The organism is Reyranella sp. GW821-FHT14A01 (genome assembly GCF_058803965.1).
Genome location: NZ_JBXAPM010000010.1, coordinates 224,126 through 250,767, shown reverse-complemented (window position 1 = coordinate 250,767; position 26,642 = coordinate 224,126). Strand labels below are relative to the sequence as shown.

The following is a 26,642-nucleotide window of genomic DNA, read 5'->3' as shown; positions in this document are numbered from 1 at the left end:
TGGGCCGTTCCCGAGGGACAGCCACAGCCCGTATGATAGACCAATGCTGCAAGCGCGTACGGCACTTGCGTGCACAAAGGAGTGATATAACGGTGATAGCGTCAACTTCAGGATGCCCGTTGGGCTGTGGTTGATTGCGAGCCCCTTAAAGGTAGTACCCCACAAGATCAAATTGCACTTGATGAGCAATTTAACCTAGTGGGGGCACCTGGCATTCCGGCCGGTCGCTGGCTGCGGGTGCGATATCGCATCGCCCTCTACGGCTCCGCGCGCCGTCCGGTCATTCGCTTCGAGGTCGACGGGACGGAGAGCGAGGCACCGATGGCCGCCGCACTCTTCGGGATCGGCGAATGGGTAGGGCGCGTTCCAAACGGAACGCGTCGAATCGACATTGCCTTGTCCGCCGGTTGCCCTGCGAGAGATTTCAGCCTGACATCCTGCGAAGTCCTGGCGCCTTGGGAACTGCTGGCCCTGGCATGGAAGCGGAGCGCGCTGAAGACCATGGTTGCCGCAGGATTGATGCTGGTGGGAGGCAAGGCCGCCGCGAACGGACTCCTGGAAGACCTTCTCGGAAAGACGCGGCTCGAACGCTATCACGAGTGGCGCGCCGCAACGTCGCGAGGACTGGATCTGGCGGGGCTGGAGGCTCCGCCAGACAGTTGGCGGCAAGGCCCGCACATCCGCGCGATCGTCCTGGCCGACGGCAGCGAAGCTGCGGAAGCGCTCGACGCGACCTGCGCCTCGCTGGCGCGGCAGTCCTACCCGAACTGGTCGCTCGTCCTCGTCGGCCCGACTGGGACTTATCCAGGGGACCGAGGCGCCGTCCACGTCGAGGGCACTGCGAGGGCCGGGGCGCTCTGGGAAGGGCTCGAAGCATCCGACATCGTCTTGCCGATCGTTGCCGGCGACACGATTGCCGACTACGCAATGGCGGCGCTCGTCGAGTTCGTGTCGGACCGCCCCACGGTTTCGCTGTTTTACGCCGACGAGGACTCGATCGATGCCAACCGGCGGCACTTCGCACCGGAACTCAAGCCCGATTGGAGTCCGATCTTCCACCGGGCGCGGCCTTATGTCGGCCGAGCCGTCTACTTCAGGCGCCGTGCGCTCGAGGCCCAGGCCGGTCTTTCATCGGCAGAGATGCTGCGGCCGTCGACCTGGGACGCACTCTTTGCTGCTGAGGCGGGCCCCGTCGGTCATATCCGCCGCGTCCTGCTGACAAAGTCGAGCAAGTCACCGGAAGCGAGCGATCCCATCACGGCGGCCATGCCGGCACCGCAGGGGGCAACGGCCACGCTCATCGTCCCAACGCGCGACCGTGCCCATCTGCTGGCCGCATGCCTGGCCGGTATCGAGAAAACGGAGCCGCGGAATTTCGACCTGCTGATCGTCGATAACGGGAGCCAGGAGCCGGCGACCCGGGATCTTCTTGAACGGGCGGGGGCACACACCTGGGTGAGGGTCATCGCAGCCCCCGGACCGTTCAATTTCTCCACCCTGTGCAATCGCGGCGCCGAACTTGCCCAGGGGCGGGTTCTCGTCTTTCTCAACAACGATACCGAGGCGATGCGGCCGGACTGGCTCGCCAATCTCATGAGCTGGGCAATGCGGCCGGACGTGGGCGCGGTGGGCGCCAAGCTTCTCTATCCCTCCGGGCGCCTCCAGCATGCCGGGCTTGTGCTGGGCCTGGGGGGCTACGCAGCCCATATCGATATCGGCAGGGAGGCCGCATATAAAGGCTACCTCGATCGATTGAGGGTTCCTCACGAAGTGTCAGCCGTCACGGGCGCTTGCCTGGCCGTCGAGAAGAGCAAGTTCGACGCGATCGGCGGCTTCGATGCGGAGAGATATCCGATCGAGCTCGGCGACATCGATCTATGCCTGCGGTTGGCGCAGCGCGGATGGAAGACGGTCTTCACGCCCGACGCGGTGCTGAAACATCACGAGTCCGCAACGCGCGGCAGGTCGAATGTCGCAAAGCGCTATGCAAAGGAGAGGCAGCATTTCCGGGCAAGTTGGAAGGATGCCGTGCTCGATGATCCCTGCTTCCATCCGGCGCTGTCGCTGACGGCACGGCGTACAAGCCTCGATCACTAGCGCGATGCGCATCCGCACGCCTTCACGATACAAGTCGTCGCCCTGGCAGGCCGGGCGGATTCGCCGGGCGATCAATGCCGCGATCGAGGTGGTCTTCGAGGGGCTTGCCGCGCTGTTCGTCGAAGGCGTGGTTTTCGGTCGCGTGTCCGGCGGTGTCCTTTGGCCGGCCATGCTTCATGTCATGGCGCCACGGCTGGCCGTGCTCGAACGCGGTTTCGACCGTGACTTCTATCTCCGTCAGTTCGACGACGAGGCCCAGCGCCGGCGCATCGCCCGGGCGCCCGTGCTCCACTATGCGCTTCTGGGATGGCGAACACGTCGTGCACCGGCACCTGCCTTCGATCCCGCCTTCTACCGGCAGCAAAATCTGCTGCGGCCGCCAGGAATGGATCCGTTGTTCCATCATCTGGAGAAGCCGCGCGCGGAGAAATCGACACGTAACGAAGTGGAGGCCCGCACCGATCGTCCGCCCTGGCGGGAAGGGGCGGCAGCTGTACTGGTGTTTCACCATGGACGCGGCGGCGGGAGCAGCCGCTTCCTCGATCTCTACGAGCGAGACCTCGAGCAGGCGGGCCACAACGTCTTGCGCGCGCGGACGATCCTGAAAGCGCCAACGCTGGCGGTCATTGGCGACCGGGTGTTCGACCTGTCGGGCAATCTCGATGGGCTGATCGAATTTGCCCGCCAGCGGAGGGTGGCGAAACTCCTGGTCAATCACCTGGTCGATCGTCCGCTGGAGATGATGGCGTGGGTGCGTGATCTCGGCGTGCGGCTGGATGTGCCTTACGACGTCGTCCTGCACGACTATTTCACGTTGTGCCCGCGCATCGACATGGTGACCGGCCCAGGCAGGTTCTGCGATGTCGCGCCGACTGAAACATGCGTGGAATGCGTCGCGGACTACGGCGCGGAGGCGCGTGAATTCGATCCGCTGACCTGGCGGCGGGATCACCTGGCTTTCCTTGCCGGCGCGGAGCGAGTCGTTGCGCCGAGCAACGATCTGGCTGTGCGGATGCAGCCTTACCTGTCCAAACAGATCGTCGTCTGGGAGCCGGAGTCCGATGCCGGGCTGCCGCCCGAGCGTACACCGAGCATCGCGGCGACCGAGCCCCTGCGTATCGTCACGCTGGGCGCCCTGAATGTCTCGAAGGGCCTGCATGTCGTACAGGCCCTCGCCGGGACTGCGGAGCAGACCGGTGCGCCCCTGCTGCTGTCGGTCCTCGGGGCAGCCTCGGAGGCGCTGCCGCCGGGCGTCGCGGTCAGCGGGGCCTATCTTTCGCAGGACCTGGGACGCCTGCTCGCGGAAGCGGCACCGCATGCGGTCCTCCTGCCGGCCATCTGGCCGGAAACATGGTCGTTCGTGCTGACGGCGGCGCTGGAACAGGGACTGCCGGTGATCGTATTCGACATCGGTGCGCCGGCGGCACGGCTCCGCCGGCTCGGCCGCGGCCATGTGCTGCCGAGGGAATTGTCGACGGACGCGGGAAAGCTCCTGGCGGCATTGTTGGAACTGCGCGACCAATGGACGGTCCGGTGAGCGACCGGCGATCCCCAGGGACGATCGGCGACCTTCTGCTGCGGGCAACCGGTTATGGCGGGGACGCGGCGGTCGCCATGGCGCAGATGATTCCGGGCTGGATGGATGCCGTCTGCCGGCGGCACGGGATCGCGCCGGGGGCCGTCGATGCCATGCACTACGCGTCCTCGGCGGGACGATCATTCTCCTCGCCGGCTGTCGCGTCCTTCCACTATCTGGCTGTCGGGTCGAAACGTGGCTGGTCGCCACGGGCGGGTTTTTCGCCGGACGACTATCGCCGCCGCAATCCGGATATCGTCCTGGCGGGCTACGAGCCCTTCGCCCACTGGCTGAGATTTGGCCGCGAAGAGGGACGGGGCGGCGAAGCCCCGGCAGATCCCCCACTGCTCGACATTCGACACTTGCTGGAGTGCCGGCGGCGTCCCGACAAGGTGCGGGCCACTGTCGACGTCGTCGTGCCGGTCTATGGCGGCCGCTCCCTGGCGCTGCAGGCGATCGCAAGCGTCCTCGAAGCGGAGACGAAGGAAGCCTATGAGCTGGTGGTCGTGGACGATGCCTCACCCGATCCGGCGTTGCAGGACGAACTGAGGGCGCTGGCCGGGGCCGGCCTGATCACCCTGCTGGTGAACGAGCGCAACGTCGGCTTCGTCGGCTCCGCCAACCGCGGCCTTGCCCTTCATTCCGGCCGCGATGTCGTCCTGTTGAACTCCGATGCCCGGGTGTTCGGTGACTGGCTCGACCGGCTGTTGGCGGCGCTGCGGACGCCGCGGACCGCGACGGCGACGCCGCTCTCCAATGCCGCGACGATCCTGAGCTATCCCGCGACGCTTTGCGAGAACCGCCTGCCGCCCGATACCGACCTCGCGCACTGGGACCGCCTGTGTGCGACGATCGACAGGCCCGTGCTGGAAATTCCCACCGGCATCGGCTTCTGCATGGCGGTAAGCCGTGCCTGTCTCGACCAGGTCGGCCTGTTCGACCAGGAACGCTTCGGGCGTGGTTATGGCGAGGAGAACGATTTCTGCCTCAGGGCGACGGCGGCAGGGTGGCGTCACGTCGCGGCGACCGGTCTCTTCGTCTGGCATCATGGCGGCACGTCGTTTGGCGAGGAACGCGACGCGCTCATCGCAGCGGCTCAGGCCACCATCGAGATGCTTCATCCGGGATACGCCGCCACGGTGGGGCGCTTCATCCGGTGCGATCCGCTGGCGCCGACGCGAAGGGCGCTCGACGTCGCCCGGATTCGCGCCGATAAGCGTCCCAAGCGACTCTGCCTGGGGGCGGCTGGAACGTCGCGCGATCGGGACGTGCTCGACATCGATCTCGTCCCGGACCTGCCGCCTTATGGCGGCCAGTACCGGCTGGTGCCAAAAGGCCTGGGCGCCATGCCCAACCTGGCCCGTTGGGGGCCGGAGACGACGGCCGACAGCCTGGCGGCCCTGCTGAAGGATCTCGGTGTCCGGGAATGTCGTGACGGCGGAATGGTTGCCGGCTCCTTGGGGGGACGGATTCACCGAGCGCTGGAGATGAACGGGATCAACACTCAGGACTGTTGCTGAAGCGCCACAGTCGGGGACATAGGCTGTGATAACGAAAGTGTTTCATGAATGGGACAAAGCGCTTGTGGTATAGTGACAATAATACTTCTTCATTAACCTGAGCGTTGGGGAGAAACATGAAAAAGGCTGGTTTGGCTCTGCTTGGCTTGGGCATGTTGTTGCCGGGCGTTGCTGGCGCCCAGACGATCAACGCGCAGGAAGGCTTCTACATCGGTGCCGGTGGCGGCGCCGCCTGGTTCATCGGGTCCAATTCCAACACCTCGAGCTGGACGGGTTGGGCGGTCGGCGGCAAGGCCGGTTACGACTTCGTCGGTCCGCGCGTCGAGCTGGAAGCCTCCTACGGCCAGATCCCGGTCTCGGCCAACATCCCGGGCACGGCGATCAACGGCAAGGTCGGCCAGCTCGCCGTGATGGCGAACCTGCTGTACGACTTCATGCCGACCTCGGTCATCACGCCGTATATCGGCGCCGGTGCCGGTATCGCCTTCGTCGACAGCAACTCCTCGCTGGGCAGCACGCAGTTCGCCTATCAGGGCATCGTCGGCGTCGCCTACAATGTGAACGAACAGCTGCGGTTCATGATCGAAGGCCGCTATTTCGGCACGACGAACCCCAGCGTGAATACGCCGTTCGGCAACGTCAGCTTCCAGAACCAGAACATCCTGGCGCTGGCGGGTGTGCAGTACAAGTTCGTGGCGCCGCCGGCCGCGCCGCCGCCGCCGCCGCCGATGGTGGCCCCGCCGTCGTTCATGGTGTTCTTCGACTGGGACCGCTCGAACCTGTCGGCCCAGGCCCTGAACACGATCAAGCAGGCTGCGGGTGCCTACAAGCAGAAGGGCAATGCCCGCATCACGGCGACCGGCCACACCGACACGTCGGGCACCGAGGCCTACAACATGGCGCTGTCGCTGCGTCGCGCGAACGCCGTCAAGGACGCCCTGGTGCGCGAAGGCGTGCCGGCGACCGCGATCGCGGTGGTTGGCCGTGGCGAGCAGGGCCTGCTGGTGCAGACCGGCCCGAACGTCCGCGAGCCGCAGAACCGTCGCGTCGAGATCGTCATCCAGTAAGCTGGACGACCCGAGACAAAGAAAAGGCGGCCCTCACGGGCCGCCTTTTTCTTGTCTCAACGCTTGCGCAACGCCGCGTCGACTGTGGTGAAGTCCTGCACAGATGTCGCCGCCGACCTCTCGAAGACGGGATATCGCTACAGAGGACGGAGCGCTCTGCGCCAACAGTTGAATTGTCATGAAAGCGTCGCCTGAGAATTATGGCAGGATATCAGTCAAGCGTTAACAAAAGTGTCTCATGAATTGAGCTGGGTGCCCGGATTATGTTGCGCCGTTGGTCAACACTGAGGAGCACTATGAAGAAGACTGGTTTGGCTCTGTTGGGGCTGGGTATCTTGTTGCCGAACGTTGTGGGCGCCCAGACCTTCAACCCTCAGGAGGGCTTCTACATCGGTGCTGGCGGCGGGCTAGGGTGGAACGTTTTTGGCGGGGTCGACACCGGCGTCCAGACCTACACGGGGTGGGTCGCGGGCGGCAAGGTCGGTTACGACTTCATCGGTCCGCGTATCGAACTCGAGGGCAGCTACGGTCGGATGGGGACCAATGTATACTTCCCCGGTAGCGCCGTGACCGGTAGCACGGGCCAGCTGACGTTTTTGGCCAATGTCCTTTATGACTTCATGACCACTCAGCGATTCCAGCCCTACGTGGGCGCGGGCGTCGGTGTCGGGTTCGTCGATGCCAACCAGCCTCTCGGGTCCACGGTTCTGGCATACCAAGCCATCGTCGGCGCGAAGTACTACTTGGATGACAACTGGATCATCGGCCTCGACGGGCGCTACGTGGGAACCTCCAACTGGACCATCAATCGTCCGCCGGGCGGGGGATCCTTCTCGACGCCCAACATGGGCCTCGGTGTTTTCGCCAGCATCTCATATAAGTTCGCGTCGCCTTCCGCCCCGCCGCCGGTCCCGCCGCCGGTGGTTGCTCCGCCGTCGTTCATGGTGTTCTTCGACTGGGACCGCTCGAACCTGTCGGCCCAGGCCCTGAACACGATCAAGCAGGCCGTTGGCGCCTACAAGTCGAAGGGTAACGCCCGCATCACGGCGACCGGCCATACGGATACGTCGGGCACCCCGGCCTACAACATGGCGCTGTCGCTGCGTCGCGCGAACGCCGTCAAGGACGCCCTGGTGCGCGAAGGCGTGCCGGCGACCGCGATCGCGGTGGTGGGCCGTGGCGAGCAGGGCCTGCTGGTCCAGACCGGACCGAATGTCCGCGAGCCGCAGAACCGCCGCGTCGAGATCGTTATCCAGTAAGACGAACGACCCGAGACGAGGAAGAGGCGGCCCACACGGGCCGCCTTTTTCATTGGGCGGCCTTCATTCCACCAATGTCCGGAGCGCTGCGTCAACCACCGCAAAATGTTGTTTCCAGGTGGGCTGCGACCAGGAGGCGAGGCGGCGAAGCTGGGCCTCACGCTTCGCGGAATGCGGCTGAGCATAGTCGACCACGGCGGCATGCCAGGCCGCACCGTCTGTCGGCGCCAGATAGTCTGGGATGTCGCCGCCGACTTCATGGAAGACCGGGATATCACTGCACAGAACAGGGGTCCCCTGCGTGAGGGCTTCGGCGAGGGGGAGGCCATAGCCTTCCGCGAAAGAAGGGAGCAACAGAGCGCGGGCGCCTTTCAGCAAGCCGGCGACGGTGGCGTCGGGCATCCGGCCGCATTCCTTCACGAAGCCGCGAAGGGGAGCGCTGTGCTCCAGACTCTCGATGACGTCCTGGCTTTTCCAGCCGCGCTCGCCGACGATGAAGAGGTGAGGCGTTGCCGGTCCCAATTCACCGTGTAGTTCGAGCCAGACGTCCAGGATCACCCTGTGATTCTTGCGCGGCTCGATCGTCCCCAGCATGACGAAGTAAGGCTGCTGCGGTAGCGCCGGCGACACTTCGACCTTGGCCGGCGGTGACACGCCCAGCGGCGCAACGACCAGGTTGCCGGTCAATTCCTGGCCAAAGCGGCTTTTGAACGAATCGGCTGTCGACTCCGAATTCACGACGATGGCATCGGCCAGGCGCGCCGCGTTTTCAACGCGCTGGTGATAGAGCCGGGCGTCCTCATCGGTGAAATAGTCCGGGAAGAGGCTTGGCAGGATGTCGTGCAGGAAGAACACCAGCTTCAGGTCGCCGGCGTTCTTCAGATCCGCGATGAGCGAGGAGCGCTCGAGCTGCAATTGGGACGGAATGATATAGACCGAGCGCCCCCGATGCCTTCCGATGAGCCGCTTGAGATCGCCCCACGGTCTCAGAATCAGGACGAGGTGGATCCACTGGGCCCGCAGGGCGACGCGCCAGTGGGCGGCGGTCGACGCGACATCGCCTTGCCAGTACCCGGCGATCTCCCGGATGAATGACAGGGCCGACCGGTTGCTGACGACCCGCAGCCGGCCGAAAGCATCGAGCACGGTGAAATGCAGCCGATCCCGCTCGGCCGCAATGAAATGCTCGGCATAGGCGAGTTCGACCCGGGGGATTCCCTTGGGTGTCCGCGACCGGGCGGCATAGACCAGCCTCGAGATGTCGAGGATGAGCTGTGCGGGCGGCGGGGCGTGCGACGGGATGGGGCTCACGGGGCGGTCCAAGCCCCAGAGTTAGTTGGATATTTCGGCGTTAGCCAGCGCGGCGTCGCCCAGGGGAAGAGGCCTCCTTCCAACCATGGCGTGTCCGCTGACCGAAATCACGTATTCTAGGGCCTTCCTGCAGGCCGCCGGAACGCGGCATGATTGGGCAGCATAAAGACACCAACGTACATCCGGGGACACGACCATGCAGCGGCTCAAATTCGGTGCCTTCATCGCGCCGCACCATCCGATCGGTGAACATCCGATGTTGCAGTTCCGGCGGGACCTCGACCTGGTCGAGCAGCTCGACGGGCTGGGTTACGACGAATTCTGGTGCGGCGAGCATCATTCGAGCGGCTGGGAGATGATCGCCTCGCCCGAGATGTTCCTGGCCGCCGCGGGCGAGCGCAGCAAGCGCATCAAGCTCGGCACCGGCGTGATCTCGCTGCCCTACCATCATCCCTACAATGTGGCGCAGCGCATGGTGCAGCTCGACCACATGACCGGCGGTCGGGCGATCTTCGGCTCCGGGCCGGGTGCCCTGGCGTCCGACGCCCACACGCTCGGCATCGACCCGATGGTCCAGCGCGACCGCCAGGATCATGCGATCGGCATCATCCGCCGCCTGTTCAACGGCGAGAGGGTCACCGACAAGACCGACTGGTACACGATGCAGGACGCCGCCCTGCAGCTCCTGCCGCTGCAGGAGGAAATGCCGTTCGTCGTGGCGTCGCAGGTCAGCCCCTCGGGCATGACGCTGGCCGGCAAGCACGGCATCGGCATCATTTCCATCGGCTCGATGTCGAACGAGGGCCTGCTGGCCTTGCCGACCCAGTGGAAATTCGCCGAGGACGCCGCGAAGAAGCATGGCCAGACGGTCGATCGCAGGAACTGGCGCGTGCTGCTCTCCTGGCACATCGCGGAGACGCGCGAGAAGGCCCGCGAGGAAGCGCGCGTCGGCCTGCACCGCTGGCACAACGAATACATCGTCGGCACCCTGCAGCGGCCGGGTGCGGCACCCTTCACCGATCCGGACGATGCGGTGGACAAGACGGCGTTCACGCCGGGCTCGGCCGCCACGATCGGCACGCCCGACGATCTCGTGAAGGTGATCAAGGACGTCTATGCCAAGAGCGGCGGCTTCGGCGTCTGCGTCGGCTTCGTGCACGACTGGGCCAACCCGGAGAATACGCGCCGGAGCTGGGACATGGTCGCGCGCTATGTCGTTCCCGAGATCAACGGCTACGTTAACAAGCTGCGCGAATCGCAGAAGTTCCTGATCGAGAATCGCGGCGTCTTCGACCGCGCGCAGCAGGCGATCATGGCGAAGATCATGCAGACCGAAGGCGGCGCGGAAGCGCTCAAGGTCACCAAGTCGCCGCGCTTCGCGGCCGCGTCGGCCGCCGTGCCGGACTTCGACAAGCACAACGCGAGCTGATCTGCGACCGGGCGGCGCCTGCGTGCGCCGCCCGAACTCTGCGGAGCCGCGGGAGTAGCGACGCGCCTCCGCGGCCCGTATATTGCGGCCGCGGGTTCGGCGGGGTCGAGCCTCTGGGCTTTCGGCGGCATTGAATGATTCGATCGTTGAGGGAAGCGGCCAAGGGCTCCGGCCGCCTTCTGGACTGGTTGCCGACGCTGTGCCTCGCGCTCGTTGTCGTTCTGACCGCCGGTTACACCATCGCCAGCGCGATCGTGCGGCCCAATATGTATTCCGACAGCGGTTGGGGATTCGTCGGCTGGTATACCCACGATCGGGCCTCCGCCTTCAACAAGGCACTCGTCCCCGACCTTTCCGACATCTCGCGTGAAGTCGAATCCTTCATGAGCACGTGGACGCCGGGGCAGCATCTGTTGCCCGGCGTGCTCGAGAATCTCGGCATGAGCCTCGGCCTGGCGATTGTCGTCGTCGTCGCCGTTTTTTCCGTGATGGGCCTGTTCGGATGGTTCGCCCTCTATCGGGCCTTCGGCTTTCCCCTGCAGACGAGTGCGCTGGCGCTGGCCATCGTTGCCTGCACCAGGTTCTTCAACCTCTCCTTCACGAACTACTCCGGCGGCGAGGTTCTGCTGTTCGGTGTCGCGCCGTGGTTCATTCTCATGGCGTGGCGGCTGCGCGATCTCGGATGGATTTCCGTGCTGCCGCTGGTGGCAGGCACGGCGGTGATGGTGTTCGCCAAGCTCAGCGGCATCATCGTCGGTGCCGCGGTCGTGGGCGGTGCCGCGATCTGTGGCGACAGGGCCTGGCTGAAACGGGACACGGTCCGAAAGCTGGTCGTGGCGGGCGTGACGATCGGCCTGATGGGCGCGATCTTCTATGTCACCTGGTACTCGCGCGGCATCACGGCTGCCTCGATCAAGACGTCCCTCCACCCCGACGGGCTGCTTTTCTACGTGTCCTTCGGGCTGGGCTCGCTGTGGAGCGCCAGCCTGTCGTTTCTCGATCTCGCCAATTACCTGTTCTTCAATCCCGGCCGGCAAGTCCTCGAGTCGGTCGATACCGTGGTCTACTGCTTCGCCCCGCTTGCCCTCGTGACCTTCGTTGTCACGTGGGTATGGTTGCGCGACAGCCACGGTGAGTATCTGCGCTTCGCCTATTCGGTCTCGGCGGCGATTGTGGCCTTCCTCGTCCTTACCTGGATGACGGGCGGTTCCATCGCCTTCGACGAGCGCCACTTCCGGGTTCCATCGCTTTTGCTTTTCGTCGGTGTCGTGCATGCCTTCACCGCGACCCAGTCGCGGTTGCTGCAGTCTGCCTTCGCTGCCCTGGCGGGACTGGCGTGCCTCTACGGCGTGACGTCGTTCGTGACGCGGACCCTGGCCAATTCGCACTATCCGATGGGCGACCGGGGCATCCGGCAGATGGGCGCCTCGGCGGAAGCGGTTGCGTTCATTCGCACGATCGACCTGGCGGGGCCCGACGCGAAGAAGACGCTGATCTTCGCCCCGTCGCCGGAGATCGCACTGGAAGTCCGCAACGCCCGGAGCTGGTCCAACCAGGCCGACTTCGATTCGCTCGAGTATCTCAGGTCCCAGGTCTACCGGGGCCGCGTCGCCCGCCTCTACGTCTTCGTCCAGAAGAAGCTGCTGGCCAACGGCAAGGCCGATGCCATCCTGCGCTCGTTCGTCGACTATCCGATCGACGGCTGGACGATGGTGCCGCTCGGCGATCTCATCTGCTTCTACCAGGTCCGCAGCTAGAGCAGTGTGACTCCAGGTTCGAGCGTATCCCGTTTTTGCGAAGTCGTTCTGGCATTCATCTGGTTTGACGGTGGGAAGCAGCTGGGCGATGCCGTCCTGGCGGCGCGTTGCGGCTTTGCGCACGCCGAGCCGAGCTTATCCAGCACGTCCATGCACTGATCCTCGCGATACCAAGCCACCAAAACCCCGGGAATCGCGCCTCGGGGGTTTTCCTTTCGTTTGTTTCGTTTGTTTCGTATATTTCGTTTGTGCTTCTCGACGATATCGCCGGAGCGCAGGGGCGGAACGAGCGCGCGATCGATGCAGAGGCGGAAGCTTTCGCCGTTGATCGGTCCCTGATGAGCCACGGCGTCTCGACGCGATCGTGCCGAAGCGCCGCCAGGAAGATCATGTTCGTAGCCACGCAACGGAATCAGGTCACCCCATCAAGGGCATCCCTTTCGATTCCTTTTCAAATCATGACGCTCTAGCGCGCCGTGCTGTACTTGTAGAAGCGCACCAGCTCGATCGGCATGAGATTGCCTTCCGAATAGCGGTTGCTGACGCTGCCCAGGAGATTGTTGACCGGGAAGGCGAAGGAAACCAGGAAGCCGAGGATCGCGATGGAGCGGAGATCCCGCAGTCCGAGCTTCGCCCAGGCCGCGATCGCCATGGCGACGAACAGCAGCGGCAACGAATAGGCGAGGCTGCGGTCGACGTCGAACACCAGTGCCGACACGCCCACGACCGCCGCCGTTGCGCCGAGCATCGCCGCCAGGGAGAACCACCAGCGGTTCCGGACGAGGATGATGCAGGCCACGAGGGGCCACAGCCAAAGGCCCGCAAGGACGTGGGGCAGCTCGTACTGCATGGTGGGAAGGGTAAGCGGCAGGACACTGAAGCCGACATCCTTGCCGGCGCCGATGGGAATATGAAGTCCGAAGCCGAACATCAGCACCAGGCGGATGATGCCGGCGGTCAGGATGGCGGAGGCGGCGGTGATCGTTTGCAGGTTGAACCAGTTGGGCTTCATCCCGTCGCTGTTGCGCATGGCCCAGTAGAGGACCACCAGCGGTGAGGCGATGACGGCGCGTTCGTCGGTGAAGCTTGCGGCGATGATGGCCGCGACGATGACCGGCGGATTGCGGATCGCCACCGCCACCGTGAGGAACGCATAGGCGAAGGTATCGCCCATCCCGCCCAGCTGCAGGAAGGGCGCCTTGCCGGCATAGATGGAGGCCACGCCGAACACGCTTGCCAATGCCACGATGCGGTCGCCGAAAAGGTCCATCGCGATCTTGCCGACCAGCGCCAGCAGCAGGATGCCCAGCCCGTATTGGATCACCAGCATCGCGCGCCAGTCGATGTGGAGGATCTTCATGGTCATCGGCAGGGTCAGGCGGAAGGCGAGCTTCGAATCGTGCGACGACTGGTCGTTGTATTGGTCGCCCGTCATCGCCAGCGGGTCGGCGGCCTGGCGCTCGAGCACCGGCCAGAAATTCACGATCTGGCCGTCGTTGCCCAGGAAGAAGCTGATCCGCGGAAACGACATGAACAGCGACAGCGCGATCGCCAGCATCACGCCCCAGGCCAGCCACAGGCGGCGATCCGCCAGCAGGGCAAAGGCCGCCTCGCAACGCGACAGGATCGCGTCGTAGATGTCCTGCAGCATCAGATGTTGAGCCGGTTGAAGATGAAATCAGGCAGGTTGCGCACCACGAGCATGATGGCCTGCCATTGGCGCGGCAGGTAGGCGACCGGCGTGCCGCGATCCATCGCTTTGACGGTACCTTCGGCGACCGATTCGACGGAGGCGAGGCGGCGGCCCTGGGCCTTGAACTGGGCCGCCATCGGCGTGTCGGTCGGTCCGGGCTTGAGCAGCACGACCTTCACGCCGGAGCCCGCGAAACGGTGCTGCATGCCTTGGGCATAGCGGTCCATCAGGGCCTTCGAGGCGCCATAGACGTAGTTCACGCGCCGGCCGCGGTCGCCGGCGACGGAGCCGATCATCCCGATCGTGCCGCGGCCGACCCGGTCCATGGGGCCGGCAAAGGCTTCGGCGAACAGGACCGGCGAGACTCCGTTCACTTCGAGTGATTCCCGTGTCCGCTCGATGTCGTCCTGGCAGGGCTGCTGGGGCGAAAGCACGCCATGGGCGATCAGTGCCATGTCGACGGGCGCCTGCGCGGTCCAGCGCGCAACGGCTTCGGCAATCTGCTGCGTGGAGAGGAAGTCCATCGTTTCAACCGAGACCTCGGCCTGGCCGCCCCGTGCCCGCAGGTCGGCGGCGATGCGCTCGGCAAGCGCGACGTTGCGCGCGACGAGGATCAGCTCGACGGGCCCCCTCTGCACCCACAACCGGCAGCAATGCTCGGCGATGGCCGAGGTCGCGCCGACCACGACGATCCGCTTCTTCTGGTCCAACTCAATGCCCCATCAAACGTCGGGACATGCCGGAGCTCATCCCAGGATCGCGGAACTTCGCAAGCTCCGGGGCTCTTGGATAGCCCGCTTCGAACAGTTCGCGCGGCATCCGCGCGTCCTTGGCGAGGTAGAGGCGCCCACCGGCGCCCCGCACGACCGCATCGAGCTCGACGAACAGGCGCTCGGTGCGCAGGCCGAGGTGGGGGAAGTCGAGGGAGAGCGTGATTCCTGCCGTCGGGAAACTCAGCAGGCCGGGAGAGGCGCGGTCGCCGAACGTCTTGATGACCGCGAGGAAGGAGCCCTGGCCCGACCGGGCGATGATGTCGAGGACGTCACGCAGGGCCGCGGCGCCGGCGTCGCGCGGAACGACGAGCTGGTACTGGAAGAAGCCGCGCGGCCCATAGAGCCGGTTCCAGTCCTGCATGTCGTCGAGCGGGAAGAGGAACGTGTCGAACGGCCGGCGCCTGGCGCGGCCACGATGGCTGTTCAGGTGATAATAGGCGGTGTTGAACACCGGCAGGGTCAGCCGGTTGAACAGCGACAAAGGCGGCGTGAACGGCACGGCGAGGCGGCGAGGCGAGGGGGGCTTGCCCGACTGATCGACCGCGGGGTTGGCGCGCAGGAATATCCCGCGCATGCGGCTGCCGGCGGTACAGTCGAGCCACGAGACGGTATGCTCCCACAAGGACTCGGAATCGTCGGCCAGTGTCAGGAACTCGTCGAGGCCGCGATAGGGCAGTATCTCGGTGTCGAGCCACGGTCCCGCCGCCGGCTGGAGCTGCAGCTCGGCTGTCGCGATCAGGCCGGTGAGGCCGATGCCGCCCACGGTGGCGGCGAACAGGTCGGGCCGGACGCCGGGACCGCAATCGACGACCTGCCCGTCGGTGCGGACCAGAGTGAGGTTGCGGACGTGACGGCCGAACGAGCCGACACGATGATGGTTTTTGCCGTGCACGTCGTTGGCGATGGCGCCGCCCACGCTCACGATCTGCGTGCCCGGGATCACGGGCAGCCCCCAGCCGCGCGGGACCATGAAGCGTTGGATGTCGCGGAGCTGCACGCCGGCCTCGCAGACCAGCCGGCCCACCTCCGGGTCGAAGGAGTGGAAGCGGTCGAGGCGCGCCGTGCTGAACAACAGGCCGCCGGGATTGAGGCACGCGTCGCCATAGCTCCGGCCCATGCCGAGCGGAATCGCAGGGCCCTTGCCGCGAAGCTCTTCGGCCAGCCTGGCGATGCCGGACAACTCGGTGACTTGATGAGGTTCCGCGCTCAGGCGTCCCCAGGAGGAAACAGGTCTCATCCTTCCTGTGCCCAAGAAGCAGGTTATCGCCGCGATTCTACGTCGTCGATCCTTCGAAGGCCATGCCCAATAAACTCGTCCGGCAAGGGATTGCCAGAGTCCGCGGCAGCCCGCATACAGGCGCCCATGAAGGGTGTCTTGGGGCGATGAACGCACCTTCGTCGGGAGCGAAGGTCGTGGGGTTGGTCCAGCTGGTCCGGCCACGGCAATGGGTGAAGAACGTCTTCGTCTTCGCACCCCTGGTCTTTGCCCGCGAGTTCGGCAACCTCGCCTCGATCGAGTTGTCGCTGCTGGCCTTCGCCCTGTTCTGCGCCGCATCCTCCGCCTGCTACATCGTGAACGACCTGCACGATATCGAACGCGACCGGCGGCATCCGACCAAGCGGCTGTCGCGACCGCTTGCCGCCGGGCGCGTCTCACGCGGCGGCGCGCTGGCGTTGCTGGGCGTCATCCTGGCCGGCCTCGCCGTGGCGGCGGTCTTTCAGCCTCTCCTGATGACGGTCATCGCGGGCTACCTCGCGCTCAACGTCGCCTATACTTTGGTGCTGAAGCATCAGCCGGTTCTCGACATCTTCAGCATCGCCATCGGCTTCGTCCTTCGCATCTGGGCGGGCGCCGTCGTGATCGACGTGCCGCTCTCGGGCTGGATGCAGATCACCACGCTTTGCCTCGCTCTCTACCTTGCGGCCGTGAAGCGGCGTCAGGAGTTGTTGGGCAGCGGCTCCAACGGGCGCGAGGTGCTGGACAAGTATTCGCCGGCCCTGATCGAACGCTATGCCGAAATGTCGGCGACCGGGGCCCTCGTCTTCTACAGCCTGTTCGTCATGTCGGCGAACCAGAGGCTGACCGCGACCATCCCCTTGGTGATCTTCGGCCTGTTCCGCTACTGGTATGTGGTCGAGCGGCGGGGAGCCGGTGAATCGCCGACCGACGCGCTGCTGTCGGACCTGCCGTTGCTGGCGACGGTCGTGGCGTGGGTCGCCGTCTGCGGCATCGTCCTCTATTCCTAGACGGTTCGCGGCGCGCCGCGACCGTCACGCATCTTCTCGAGCGAACGTGTAGAAGCGGTGACCCATATAGCTGGTCACCGCCGGCGCCAGCACGCCGATGAAGTGGGCGACGTCATCGGCATGCCAGGTCATGTCGATCGCCGGGAACACGATCCGCGCGAGGCCGACGCTGATCAGCCAGACCAGGGTGAAGGCCACCAGGTTGACCACGACGAACCGGCGCATCTCGGACACGACGGAGCGTTCCGATGCGCCGAAGACGAACCGGCGCATCAGCAGGTAAGCGACGATCATGCCGAGGAAGTAGGCCACGACCACGGCGGCCTCGAACGGCATGACGAGGTTGAGCAGGTAGCGGCTGATCAGGTTGACGAGCGCGGCGAAGCCGCCGGTCGCCAGGAATTTCAGGAACTGGAGGTTCATTGGAACTCGGCGTGTGTGAGCATGCTCCAGGGCAAGGACATGCATGATTAGCCATGTTGCTTTGGGAAGTGTTTGCTGGAATCTTGTGGGCCAGTTACCGATTGGGCCGTCTACTCGCATCCAACCTCGAGCAACCTCGTCAACCTTCTCTGGCACGGCGCGTGTAAGCACAAGGAAGAATGGCATGGTACGGGCAAGGCAGCGATACCTAACCTGGGGCGAGGGCATTCGATGAAAGGCATTATCCTGGCAGGTGGGTCGGGGACCCGACTACATCCCGTGACAGCCGTGATATCGAAGCAGCTCCTGCCGGTCTTCGATAAACCGATGATCTACTATCCCCTGTCGACCTTGATGTTTGCAGGCATTCGCGAGATTCTCATAATATCGACGCCCCGTGATTTGCCCCTCTTTGAGAGTCTCCTGGGAGACGGTACGCAATGGGGGCTCAACTTTTCATATGCGGTGCAGGACGCGCCGCGCGGCCTTGCCGATGCATTCATTATCGGGCGCGACTTTGTCGGCTCGGACGACGTTGCCCTCGTTCTCGGCGACAACATTTTCTATGGCCATGGACTACCCGAGGCCATGGCGAACGCCGTCCGGCGCCAGCAGGGCGGCACGGTATTTGCTTACGCTGTATCCGACCCGGAACGCTATGGGGTCGTTGAACTCGACGCCGCGGGCCGTGCGATTTCGATTGAAGAGAAACCAGCGCAGCCAAAGTCGAACTTCGCCGTAACGGGCCTTTATTTCTATGACAACCGGGTCCTGGATATCGCGAGTACGCTGAAGCCGTCGCCTCGGGGTGAAATTGAGATCACCGATATCAACCGGGCGTACATGGACGACGGTCAGCTATTCGTCGAGGTCCTGGGCCGCGGCTTCGCCTGGCTCGACACCGGCACCCACGAATCTCTCACGGAAGCCAGTCAGTTCGTCCAAATCCTCATGCAGCGGCAGGGTTTGCGTATTTCTTGCCCGGAGGAAATCGCCCTTAGATTGGGTTATATATCGCTCGACGCCTTTTATCGTTTGGCTGTTCTTTCTCAAAAAAGCCCTTATGGCCAGTATCTCCTGGCCGTTCACGATAGCTTTGCTCGTGGGCGAGAGCGGCTTAGACTTTCGTAGCGGTCGACGCCGCGATGCGTCATTCCTCGAACGCAAAGCCGCAAAAAACGTATGAAGATACGATGATGATCCGACCGCCGGATTGAACTGGGTCGAATTTGTGATAATTAGTTCGCGCATGGATTCGCGAGGCGGCACTTTATGGAAGAGCGGAAAAAACTTGAAATAAAAAGGTTAATGACTGAATTGCGTGCGACTTTCTCGAGGGGGGACTGGGGCGAGACCCTGGATACTTACGAACAGACGCGCGAAATGTTCAAAGGGGAAAGAGCTCTTCGTCTTGAGGCCGCCTGCCTGGCCGCTCGTGCCTGGGTCGGCCAAAAGGAAAGGGCCAAGGCCCGTGCCACGCTGAAACCGGTCGCGGGGGTCGAGTATAAGAAAGCCGCGCACTACGAGCATCTGGCAAAGGCTTTCCTCGACCTTAAGCAGTATGATGATGCCGCCAAGGTTTGCGCTAAGGCGCACATCCTGCGCCAAGCTGAAATCAAGAAGTGAAAGACCGGCTTAACTGATCGTTCTGGGCAGCGCGGCGATAGCCGCCCTGCCCAGGTTGCCGGCGCACCGCAGATCGACGTCTTCCGAGAGTCGTCGGGACATCAAGTCTGATCGCGGGAAAGCAAAACCCTCAGCATGAGTTCGAGGTATTTGTGCCGGACGACGTCTGGCGCGTGGTGTCGCCACATCTCCGCCTGGAGATCGGTGACATAAGCGGTACGTCGTGCAGGGTCTGACAGCATCTCCATGGCGCGGTCGATATCTTGCTGCATTTCAATGGCGAATTCGCCGTAGCCGGCTGCGTTCAATAGTTCGATGCATGCCGGCGATCCGCTTACCAGGGTCGGTACGCCATGCACCGTGGCGGTCACGAAGCGATTCGCGCTTTTGCTCGGCTCTTCCAACGCGTGGGACACCACACAGAGCTCGGCCATGGCCATCTCTCGCCGAGCGGCCTCCGGGGACCACGCAACGCAGTGTTCGGAAAAGCTGGGATAGTTTTTCGCAATCGCTCGCGGGCTCGTCAGCAGAACAGGCTGGTAGCCATAGCGCGACGTGAGATGGTCGATGATCCAGCGCGCGCTTTCGAAGTTGCCCCGCGTCGTGTGACCGAACCAGAGCAGGCGGCGTGATCCTGCTTCCGTGACGGGACGTGGCGAACCGCCATAGTCCACGAGTTCGGGAATGTGGAAGCATGGCTTGTCGGGAAATCGTCGTGAAATCTCGCCTTGCAGCTGGTGTGTCGGAGTGATCAGAACATCGGCCCGCTCGATCATCTCGAGACAACGGTCGTGCGCCTGGAGCAGGCCCTCCTCGGTCCGGAAGGTGTTGTCGGTCGCAAAGTATCGATCGCAAATGTCATAGACGACCAGTTGATCCCGGTTGCGGGAGATCTCGTGGAAATTCTGATCGCTGCAAAGCTGAACGATGACGGCAATGTCAGCATCCGGCTGGTAGTCGCCGCTCACGCTCCAGAAAGGATCGTCCCTCAGAAGGTCGACCACGTATTTAACTCGCAAGCGGGATGTGGCGTAGTTGTCGACCGGATACCAAATGGGCACGATGCAAACTTTTGGCACGATTCCCCGCTCGCATTCATTGCCGCGTCCGATCTCGAGGGACGCATCTGGTGTACGACATCGCTTCAATCACCCATCGCGACAGGAGTGTGTCGACGAGGATTACGGCAAAATGGAGATCGGGACTGCGAGCGGGCTTTGCCGTCCTTTTCCGACTCGCATTCGTGATTTCAGGGGCGGGGGCACGGTCACCAGAATTACATCGCCTCGGATGAAGATTGCGGGGGTAGGCGTCCGAGGAAGCGGGATTGAGGCAGCGAAATCAAGGCACAAGGACCCGCTCAGGGTTGTCCGAGAAGCCGATGTTGCGTTGCACTATGCCAGACGCAGCGTTAAATTAACCTGAGAATGGGTAGGATCTCAAAAATCGCCAGTGACCGAGCGCTCGCGGATGGACCCGCGTCGTTCAATGCCGAATTTGCGAACTGGGCTGCGGCAAGTTTCGAGAGTCCCCGAGACTATGCTTACGTTTGCCAGAACTGGTTCGTGACGGCCCCCAGAAACAGCAGGCCCGCCGACTTCGGCTTCGAGCCGCGGGATCCCAAACTGGGTGCCGGCCTCCGGCTGCTGATGCGTGAACCGCCGGATATGGTCAGGGTCTGGCACGCTCTTCCCGATGGCTTCTTCGAAGCCGGTGTGGATGGGCTCAGGATCCGGATTCGCGGACTGCCGGAGAGCGCCAGCGAGCTTCAACTGGATTCCGTGGCGCTCTTCTTCGGGACGGAAAGGGATCGGAAATTCGATCGCAAGCTATTCGGTCCGATCACCTTGGAACCGTCATGGCGTGAAGTCACTGTCGAGGCGTCGGGAGTCGACGCGACCATGGAAGAGACGCGTCTGATTTCGCTCAGATTTTCCGGCCGCGGCGTCATCGAAGTCGAATATTGTCGGCCTGCGACAGCGGTCACGGGAATGAAAATGGGGGCGTGGTCGGCGGCCAAGGCTCTCGCCGGGAGGGTCATCGGGTTCGGCAGTGCTCGACGTGCCGCGACGGCCCCGGCGCCGCTGCCATCCCGTGCGGCCGCTGTTACGGATCCGGTTCCGCCGCGCCGCGTCGCGCCCGAGCCGGCATCTGCGGTTTCGCTATCAGGTCCCCCTGTATCGCCGGTTGCGCAGGACGGCCGGTCATCTTCCGGTCGAAAGGACGTTTCGCCGGCCTCCAACGATCAACCGGACGTAGACGAGGTCAAGGAGCTGCGTCGAGCGATCAAGAAGCTGACGAGTTCACTCGACATGTCTGCGGCTCAGATACGCCGGTTGACCGAGGTCGTGGAATTCACGCTCAAGCGCCTGGAAGACGTTCCTCTCGCTCAGGCACCGGCGGCATCTCTTGTCGCGGCGCCGGCGGTGCCACTGGTTGCCGTGCCGACGGCACCGGCGATCGCGCCACCGGCGGCACCGCCTGTTGTGACGTCGACAGCGCCCTCCCAGGAGCCGGTCGTCCCTGTTGAAGCGGGCGAGGCTGCTGCCGCGCCGACGAAGACCATCAACTGGGTCATTGGCCCTCCGGACAACATCGGATGGGCTTACGGGAACAACGCCAAACGACTGGGCGCGCGGCTCGGTGGCTACAAGCATGTGATCTCCGCCCCGACACCTTCCGACGTGGCCATCTACTTCGATGCGCTGGTCGCCGAGCGCTATCCTGTCGAGGCACGCAAATCGGTCCTGCGCATTGGCGGGCCTCGCCCGCTGGACCGTCTGTACGGCGACGATCTGGAGGCGATGCGCCGGGCCTTCTCCAAGTTCGATGCCATCATCGCGTTGAGCGGAGACCTGTATTTTCGCGCGCTCCAGGCTCACGACAACGTCCATCTGATTCCGAACGCACTCGACCTCAAGGAATGGCATCCGTCGAAGCGGCGGCGCGACGAGCATGCGCCGTTCACCGTCGGATTTGCCGCAAGCTTGAAATCCTCGGCCGAAGCGGAGGTCAAGGGCCGCGCGATCGCCGAGGGGGCGGTGGAGCGCGTCGGGGCGCGGATGCTCCTGACCAGCAAGGGTGGGGGCGCGCAGATCCCCCACGATCGCATGATCAAGGACTTCTATTCCAAGATCGATCTTCTCATCCATCCCGTGGCGCCGGGCCGCGAAGGCACCTCAAACGTCGTGATGGAAGCGCTCGCCCTGGGCGTTCCGGTGCTGACGACCAAGCACTGCGGATTTCACGGCGAGTTCCTGGTCGATGGCGTGAGCGGTCTCGTGCGCGAGCGCGATGAATCGTCCTTTGCCGAAGCGCTCACGCTCGTGCAGCGCGACGACCGCCTCCGTCGTCGGCTGGTTACCGAAGGGCGCGCCTTTGCGGAGCGTCATCACAACATAAGGACCGCAGGCAAGGCCTATTCGACGGCTATCGCGCAACTCTTCTCGCCGACACCTCCTGCAGCCCAGGAATCAAAGAGGGTGTGCTTCGTTCCGTTCTGGGAGCCCGCGGAAAACTTCGGCTCGTCGCGTCTGCGCGCCAAGTACCCTTCCGAATTCCTTGCCCAGAACGACCGGTTCGAGATTCAGATGGGCTACGATTCGGCGGCCGACATCGCCATTGTCGTGCAGATGTGCACGCATGACGTCATGTCGAAGTTGAACGCCAATCAGGACCAGTTCGTCGTCTATGACGTATGCGATCGGTACTACGACAATCCGAGACTGTTCAAGCATGTCAGCCCGCCGATCGATTCGCTGTCGCGTTTCCACGAACTGTGCGAGCGGGCAGACCTCATCCTGGTCCCGAGCCGCGAGCTGAAGGCGGAGATCGCCTCGCGCTTTCCCGACAAGCCGGTGAAGTTTCTGCCCGAGCCCGTGGACTATGGGGCGACGCCTCATGCGCCAAAAGTCCCGGAAAAGAAGGTTGTCCTTTGGTTCGGCAATCCCGACCGGGGGAATTTCGACAGCGCAAAGCCGATGATCGAGCATCTTCGGGACAAGCATGGCTATGAGCCGCTCATCGTGTCCCGGACCAGCTATTTCAAGAAGTATCGGGAGTTTCTCCCGTTTTGCCGCGATTGGTCGATGGAGGCGATGGAAGAGGCCTTCACGGTGGCCTCGCTCTGTATCGTCGCCTATGACCCGACCGAGCAGACAAAGAGCCCGAATCGATTCATCGCCGCCACGATGCATGGCGTTCCCACGCTGGTGAAGGGTTCTCCGGCCTGCAGCGAGATCCTGGTGGAAACCGGCCAGACTTTTGCGATTGTCGACTCGCTGGAGCAATTGGATCACGCGCTGAGCAATCTGCAGAGCGAAGAGTTCCGGGAGCTGTATGTCCAACGCGTTCAGCAGCACCTCAATCGAAGTGTTGGCGAAAAGGCGATAGCCGAGTCCTACACCGAGCTGTTCCGGAACCATACCTTCAAGCGCAGCCTGTTTTCGGCCAGTCCGAGGCGCGTCGCCTTCATTTCGCACAACCTGTCGGTCGGCGAGGGCGCGCCGTGGAGCCTGTTCGAGCTCGTCCACGGATTGCGCGATCGCGGAATCGAGCCCCATGTGTTCGCACCGGCTTCGGGTCCGCTCCTGAACCAGTACCTCCAGGCCTCCATTCCGGTCGAAGTATTCGAACCGGTGGCGCGCCACTCGGTGAAAATCCTGAATTCCCGATACGATGCCGTTTCGCGGAAATTCACCGCGTTCCTGAAGAACTCGAATATCGAGGCAGTCGTCTGCAACACGGTCAAGGCGGCACCGTTCGCGGAGATCGCCCGACGGGCCGGCGTGCCTTCCGCGGTCATTGTCCGCGAATCCTACACCGCCCCGGAGAGGTTCTCCTATCTGGACGGCGAGGCGAGGCTCGCCGGCATGACCGGATTGGTGAACGCCGAGCATATCGTGTTCGTGGCCAATACCAGCCGCAACTTCTGGTTGGATCAGCCTTTCAATGGCGCCGTGCATATCATCCCCAACGGGATTTCGCGCGCGAGATTCGCGAAGGACATCGAGACGCCGAAACTCGTTGCCCGCAACGAACTCGGTTTGCCGGCGGACGCCGTCATCGCCCTGTGCGTGGGAACCATCAACACGCGCAAGGGACAGCGCGAGATCGTCGAGTGGTTCGCGACACTGGCGCCAGAGGTCCGCAACCGGGCTCATCTGGTCTTCCTGGGCGCGGTCCAGAACGTGCATCTCCGCGACTTCCGCCGCGTAACCGATGCCCTGCCCGAGGACATCCAGAGCAAGATCACGGTGATCGAGGCAACCGACCAGGTCAGCCTCTACTATCGAGCTGCCGATATCTGCCTGCTCAATTCCACGTCCGAAGCCTATCCACGGTGCATTGTCGAAGCGCTGTGTTTCGAACTGCCGGTCCTTTCCACGCGTGTTTTCGGCGTGAACGAGCAGGTCACGCACGGCCAGGCCGGGTTTCTCTACGATTTTGGGGACATGCAGGCGTGGAAACAGTATTTTTCGCTGCTGGTCGAGAATGACGAACAACGCGCTTCGATGGGACAGGCGGCCGGGCGTTCGTTCTGGAAGCTTACCGGCTATTCCGAGATGCTGCTGGCTTACAAATCAATCATCTCGGACTTGCTCGATCCAGCTGCCAGATCACGCTAACACAAGTGGGGACCCCCGGTGTCTATGACTTCAGGTGCTCTAGAGAGTTCGGACGCTGAGCAGGCTGCCGGTTCTTCGTCAAAGCACGCGGCTGCCGCGCAGTTGATTTCGGAGTTGATGCCGGTCGTCGAAAAGGCGACGGAAGTTCGCCGGGCAGCGACGCCGGAAGCGCTGCTTTTCAACTATGTCATGACAAATGGCGCGCCGAAAGACCGCAACCTGCCGTCGCTCATGCGATTGTTCCGTGGGGCCGTGGATCTGGATCATTGCGAGTTTCCGCTGCAGCTGAGGGCGTTCTGCCGGGATAGGGACCTGCTCCACCTCTCGTGCGGACAGTCGCTGAATTGCGTGGTTTTTCGTGCGTTGGGCGCACGCAGCTATACGGGAGTCGACGAAAGCGTTTCGTTGGTGCGCAAGAAGTTTCGAAACCGTGCCAGCAAGCAAACAGTCGATCTTGGCCTGTCGCTGTCGGATGTCACGCGCCTGATGCCCGGCATAACCTTCTTGAAGAGCGATCGTATTACGCTTGCCGATGCATTCGATGGTGTCGTGGTGCAGGGCATACACAGGATGCTCGACCTCGAAAGGACCTTCGTGCAATTGCATCGTGCGTTGCGTCCGCGAGGTCAGATCTGGTTTTCCCACGACAATTTCTATTCTTGGGGCGGACATCAGGGGGATCCTAAAAGTCCGAGCCAGTATGATCCCGAAAACGAGGCTCATAAGGCCTTCGTCGACTGGGGGCATGTCACGTTCGATCCTCCGGAGGATCACCGTTTCCGAACGGCTCTCAACCGTATGCGGATTGTCGATTTGCGCCGCATCGTGGACACGTATTTCGAGGTGGAGCAGTGGAAGGAAATCTCCGACAGGTCGGTCATTCCGCCCAGATTGACTGCAGCAGTCCGCCGGAAGCTCAAAGGCTACACTGATCAGGACCTGCTGACGAAGCAGGTCATCTGCAGGGCCACCAAACGAATATAGTCGTTGGGAATACCGGTCGACGCGAACAGTGAGCGCCGTCTATACGGCGCTCGGCAGCTCGTAGTAGGACCGATACCACTCGACGAACCGACGAACGCCCTCTTCGACGGAAACCGAAGGCCGGCTGCCGGTGGCCGCCTCCAAGGCGGAGACGTCGGCCGAGGTGCGCAGTACGTCTCCGGCCTGCATCGGCAGGAAATTCAAGTTGGCCTTCCTACCCGCGCACTTCTCGATCACTTCGATGTAGCGCATCAGATTGACGGGCCGCGAATTGCCGATGTTGTAGATGCGCCATGGCGCGACGCCACTCGATGCCGGGTGGGGATCGTCGCTGGACCAGGTCGGATCGATGCCTGGAATCACGTCCAGGATGCCCACGATGCCGTTCACCACGTCGTCTACATAGGTGAAGTCGCGCTCCATGTTTCCGCCGTGGTAAACATCGATCGGTTCACCCGTCAGGATGCCGCGCGTGAACTTGAACATTGCCATGTCGGGGCGGCCCCAGGGCCCGTACACCGTGAAAAAGCGCAGCCCCGTCATCGGAATATTGAACAAGTGGCTGTAGCTGTGAGCCATGAGCTCGTTGGCGCGCTTGGTGGCAGCGTAGATCGAAAGCGGATGGTCCGCCCGGTGGCGCTCCGAGAATGGCATGGTCGAATTGGCGCCATACACCGACGAGGTCGAAGCGTAGACGAGATGGCGCACGCCATGCCGGCGACATCCTTCGAGAACCGACAGAAATCCTTCGATGTTGCTGTGCGTGTAACCCCGCGGGTGATCGAGCCCATAGCGAACGCCAGGTTGCGCTGCCAGGTTCACGACGCGGTCAGGGCGATGCCGCTCGAACAGCTCGGCCGTCGCTGTTGCATCGGCTAGATCGATTTCAACATCAATGTAGTTGGGATAGGCGAGCAGGCGCTCACGGCGCGCGTGCTTGAGCGCCAGATCGTAGTAGGGAGTGAAGTTGTCGACGCCCACCACCCTCTTGCCCTTTGCGAGGAGCCTGAGCGCAACATGGCTGCCGATGAAGCCGGCGGTGCCAGTGACGAGGACGGGAGCGGAGTTTTCAGCCATCAGAAAATGAACGGATGACGTGCGAAACGACTTGGTACATGCCGGCTAACCTACGATGTCAGATTTTCAGCGACAATGCTCAATAGTTTAAAATTGTATGCATGGAAACGACAGTAGCTGCGTGATTAAGTGCTTGTCCGTAACTAATCTGTAGTATCTCTCAGGACGCTACCATG

General features: G+C 63.2%; 20 protein-coding genes. 12 read left to right on the top strand and 8 right to left on the bottom strand.

All coding sequences use genetic code 11. The features are described from left to right. Positions 1–321 precede the first annotated feature (321 nt). The 5 genes from AC1ROX_RS19340 (at position 322) to AC1ROX_RS19320 (ending at position 7,519) form a co-directional block, all read left to right on the top strand. The gene (locus AC1ROX_RS19340) at positions 322–2,097 is read left to right on the top strand and encodes a glycosyltransferase family 2 protein (protein ID WP_493128079.1); all 1,776 of its coding nucleotides are present in this window, start codon (positions 322–324) and stop codon (positions 2,095–2,097) included. Between the two features lie 4 nt (positions 2,098–2,101). Beyond that, positions 2,102–3,634 (top strand): glycosyltransferase family protein, encoded by a 1,533-nt coding sequence (locus AC1ROX_RS19335; RefSeq protein ID WP_493128077.1) that lies wholly within the window; start codon positions 2,102–2,104, stop codon positions 3,632–3,634. Beyond that, positions 3,631–5,193, top strand: coding sequence for a glycosyltransferase family 2 protein (locus AC1ROX_RS19330; protein ID WP_493128075.1), 1,563 nt, complete (start codon positions 3,631–3,633; stop codon positions 5,191–5,193). Before AC1ROX_RS19335 ends, AC1ROX_RS19330 begins: the two co-directional genes overlap by 4 nt. 116 nt (positions 5,194–5,309) lie before the next feature. Beyond that, the gene (locus tag AC1ROX_RS19325; RefSeq protein WP_493128073.1) at positions 5,310–6,260 is read left to right on the top strand and encodes an OmpA family protein; all 951 of its coding nucleotides are present in this window, start codon (positions 5,310–5,312) and stop codon (positions 6,258–6,260) included. A gap of 296 nt (positions 6,261–6,556) precedes the next feature. Next, positions 6,557–7,519 carry an OmpA family protein gene (locus AC1ROX_RS19320; RefSeq protein WP_493128071.1) on the top strand — a complete coding sequence of 321 codons (963 nt, stop codon included), beginning with the start codon at positions 6,557–6,559 and terminating at the stop codon, positions 7,517–7,519. A 63-nt stretch (positions 7,520–7,582) separates the two neighbouring features. Here AC1ROX_RS19320 and AC1ROX_RS19315 read toward each other — a convergent pair whose 3' ends face one another. After that, on the bottom strand, positions 7,583–8,830 hold the full coding sequence (locus AC1ROX_RS19315) for a glycosyltransferase family 4 protein (protein WP_493128069.1): 1,248 nt from the start codon (positions 8,828–8,830) through the stop codon (positions 7,583–7,585). Between the two features lie 196 nt (positions 8,831–9,026). Between AC1ROX_RS19315 and AC1ROX_RS19310 the strand changes: the two genes are divergently transcribed. Together AC1ROX_RS19310 and AC1ROX_RS19305 are read left to right on the top strand one after the other, a co-directional pair. After that, complete coding sequence (locus tag AC1ROX_RS19310) at positions 9,027–10,259, top strand: LLM class flavin-dependent oxidoreductase (RefSeq protein ID WP_493128067.1); 1,233 nt, start codon at positions 9,027–9,029, stop codon at positions 10,257–10,259. A gap of 134 nt (positions 10,260–10,393) precedes the next feature. Beyond that, positions 10,394–12,016, top strand: coding sequence for a hypothetical protein (locus AC1ROX_RS19305; protein WP_493128065.1), 1,623 nt, complete (start codon positions 10,394–10,396; stop codon positions 12,014–12,016). Here AC1ROX_RS19305 and AC1ROX_RS19300 read toward each other — a convergent pair. The 4 genes from AC1ROX_RS19300 to AC1ROX_RS19285 all read right to left on the bottom strand — a co-directional run bounded on the left by AC1ROX_RS19300 (position 12,013) and on the right by AC1ROX_RS19285 (position 15,719). Beyond that, positions 12,013–12,363 (bottom strand): hypothetical protein, encoded by a 351-nt coding sequence (locus AC1ROX_RS19300; RefSeq protein ID WP_493128063.1) that lies wholly within the window; start codon positions 12,361–12,363, stop codon positions 12,013–12,015. The genes AC1ROX_RS19305 and AC1ROX_RS19300 overlap by 4 nt on opposite strands. Positions 12,364–12,482: 119 nt before the next feature. After that, on the bottom strand, positions 12,483–13,667 hold the full coding sequence (locus AC1ROX_RS19295; RefSeq protein WP_493128061.1) for a hypothetical protein: 1,185 nt from the start codon (positions 13,665–13,667) through the stop codon (positions 12,483–12,485). After that, positions 13,667–14,419: an SDR family NAD(P)-dependent oxidoreductase gene (locus tag AC1ROX_RS19290; protein WP_493128059.1), complete on the bottom strand. Its 753-nt coding sequence runs from the start codon at positions 14,417–14,419 to the stop codon at positions 13,667–13,669. Before AC1ROX_RS19290 ends, AC1ROX_RS19295 begins: the two co-directional genes overlap by 1 nt. A 1-nt stretch (position 14,420) precedes the next feature. Continuing rightward, positions 14,421–15,719, bottom strand: coding sequence for an FAD-binding oxidoreductase (locus AC1ROX_RS19285; RefSeq protein ID WP_493128057.1), 1,299 nt, complete (start codon positions 15,717–15,719; stop codon positions 14,421–14,423). Positions 15,720–15,781: 62 nt separating this feature from the next. Here AC1ROX_RS19285 and AC1ROX_RS19280 point away from each other — a divergent pair, with 62 nt between their 5' ends. Next, positions 15,782–16,729 (top strand): decaprenyl-phosphate phosphoribosyltransferase, encoded by a 948-nt coding sequence (locus AC1ROX_RS19280; protein WP_493128055.1) that lies wholly within the window; start codon positions 15,782–15,784, stop codon positions 16,727–16,729. A 24-nt stretch (positions 16,730–16,753) separates the two neighbouring features. On the opposite strand, the gene AC1ROX_RS19275 is transcribed toward AC1ROX_RS19280, so the two are convergent. After that, complete coding sequence (locus AC1ROX_RS19275; protein ID WP_493128053.1) at positions 16,754–17,152, bottom strand: GtrA family protein; 399 nt, start codon at positions 17,150–17,152, stop codon at positions 16,754–16,756. 231 nt (positions 17,153–17,383) lie between these two features. Between AC1ROX_RS19275 and rfbA the strand changes: the two genes are divergently transcribed. Continuing rightward, on the top strand, positions 17,384–18,283 hold the full coding sequence (gene rfbA / locus AC1ROX_RS19270) for a glucose-1-phosphate thymidylyltransferase RfbA (RefSeq protein WP_493128051.1): 900 nt from the start codon (positions 17,384–17,386) through the stop codon (positions 18,281–18,283). A 141-nt stretch (positions 18,284–18,424) separates the two neighbouring features. Next, positions 18,425–18,778, top strand: a complete 354-nt coding sequence (locus AC1ROX_RS19265) for a hypothetical protein (protein WP_493128049.1) — start codon at positions 18,425–18,427, stop codon at positions 18,776–18,778. Positions 18,779–18,879: 101 nt separating this feature from the next. Here the strand turns inward: AC1ROX_RS19265 and AC1ROX_RS19260 are convergent, their stop codons facing one another. After that, positions 18,880–19,782 carry a hypothetical protein gene (locus AC1ROX_RS19260; protein WP_493128047.1) on the bottom strand — a complete coding sequence of 301 codons (903 nt, stop codon included), beginning with the start codon at positions 19,780–19,782 and terminating at the stop codon, positions 18,880–18,882. Positions 19,783–20,343: 561 nt separating this feature from the next. Here AC1ROX_RS19260 and AC1ROX_RS19255 point away from each other — a divergent pair. Both AC1ROX_RS19255 and AC1ROX_RS19250 read left to right on the top strand, forming a co-directional pair. Then, complete coding sequence (locus tag AC1ROX_RS19255) at positions 20,344–24,405, top strand: glycosyltransferase (protein ID WP_493128045.1); 4,062 nt, start codon at positions 20,344–20,346, stop codon at positions 24,403–24,405. A 24-nt stretch (positions 24,406–24,429) separates the two neighbouring features. Further along, on the top strand, positions 24,430–25,389 hold the full coding sequence (locus tag AC1ROX_RS19250; protein WP_493128043.1) for a class I SAM-dependent methyltransferase: 960 nt from the start codon (positions 24,430–24,432) through the stop codon (positions 25,387–25,389). A gap of 39 nt (positions 25,390–25,428) precedes the next feature. Here the strand turns inward: AC1ROX_RS19250 and AC1ROX_RS19245 are convergent, their stop codons facing one another. After that, positions 25,429–26,466, bottom strand: coding sequence for an NAD-dependent epimerase (locus AC1ROX_RS19245; RefSeq protein WP_493128040.1), 1,038 nt, complete (start codon positions 26,464–26,466; stop codon positions 25,429–25,431). Positions 26,467–26,642: the final 176 nt, after the last annotated feature.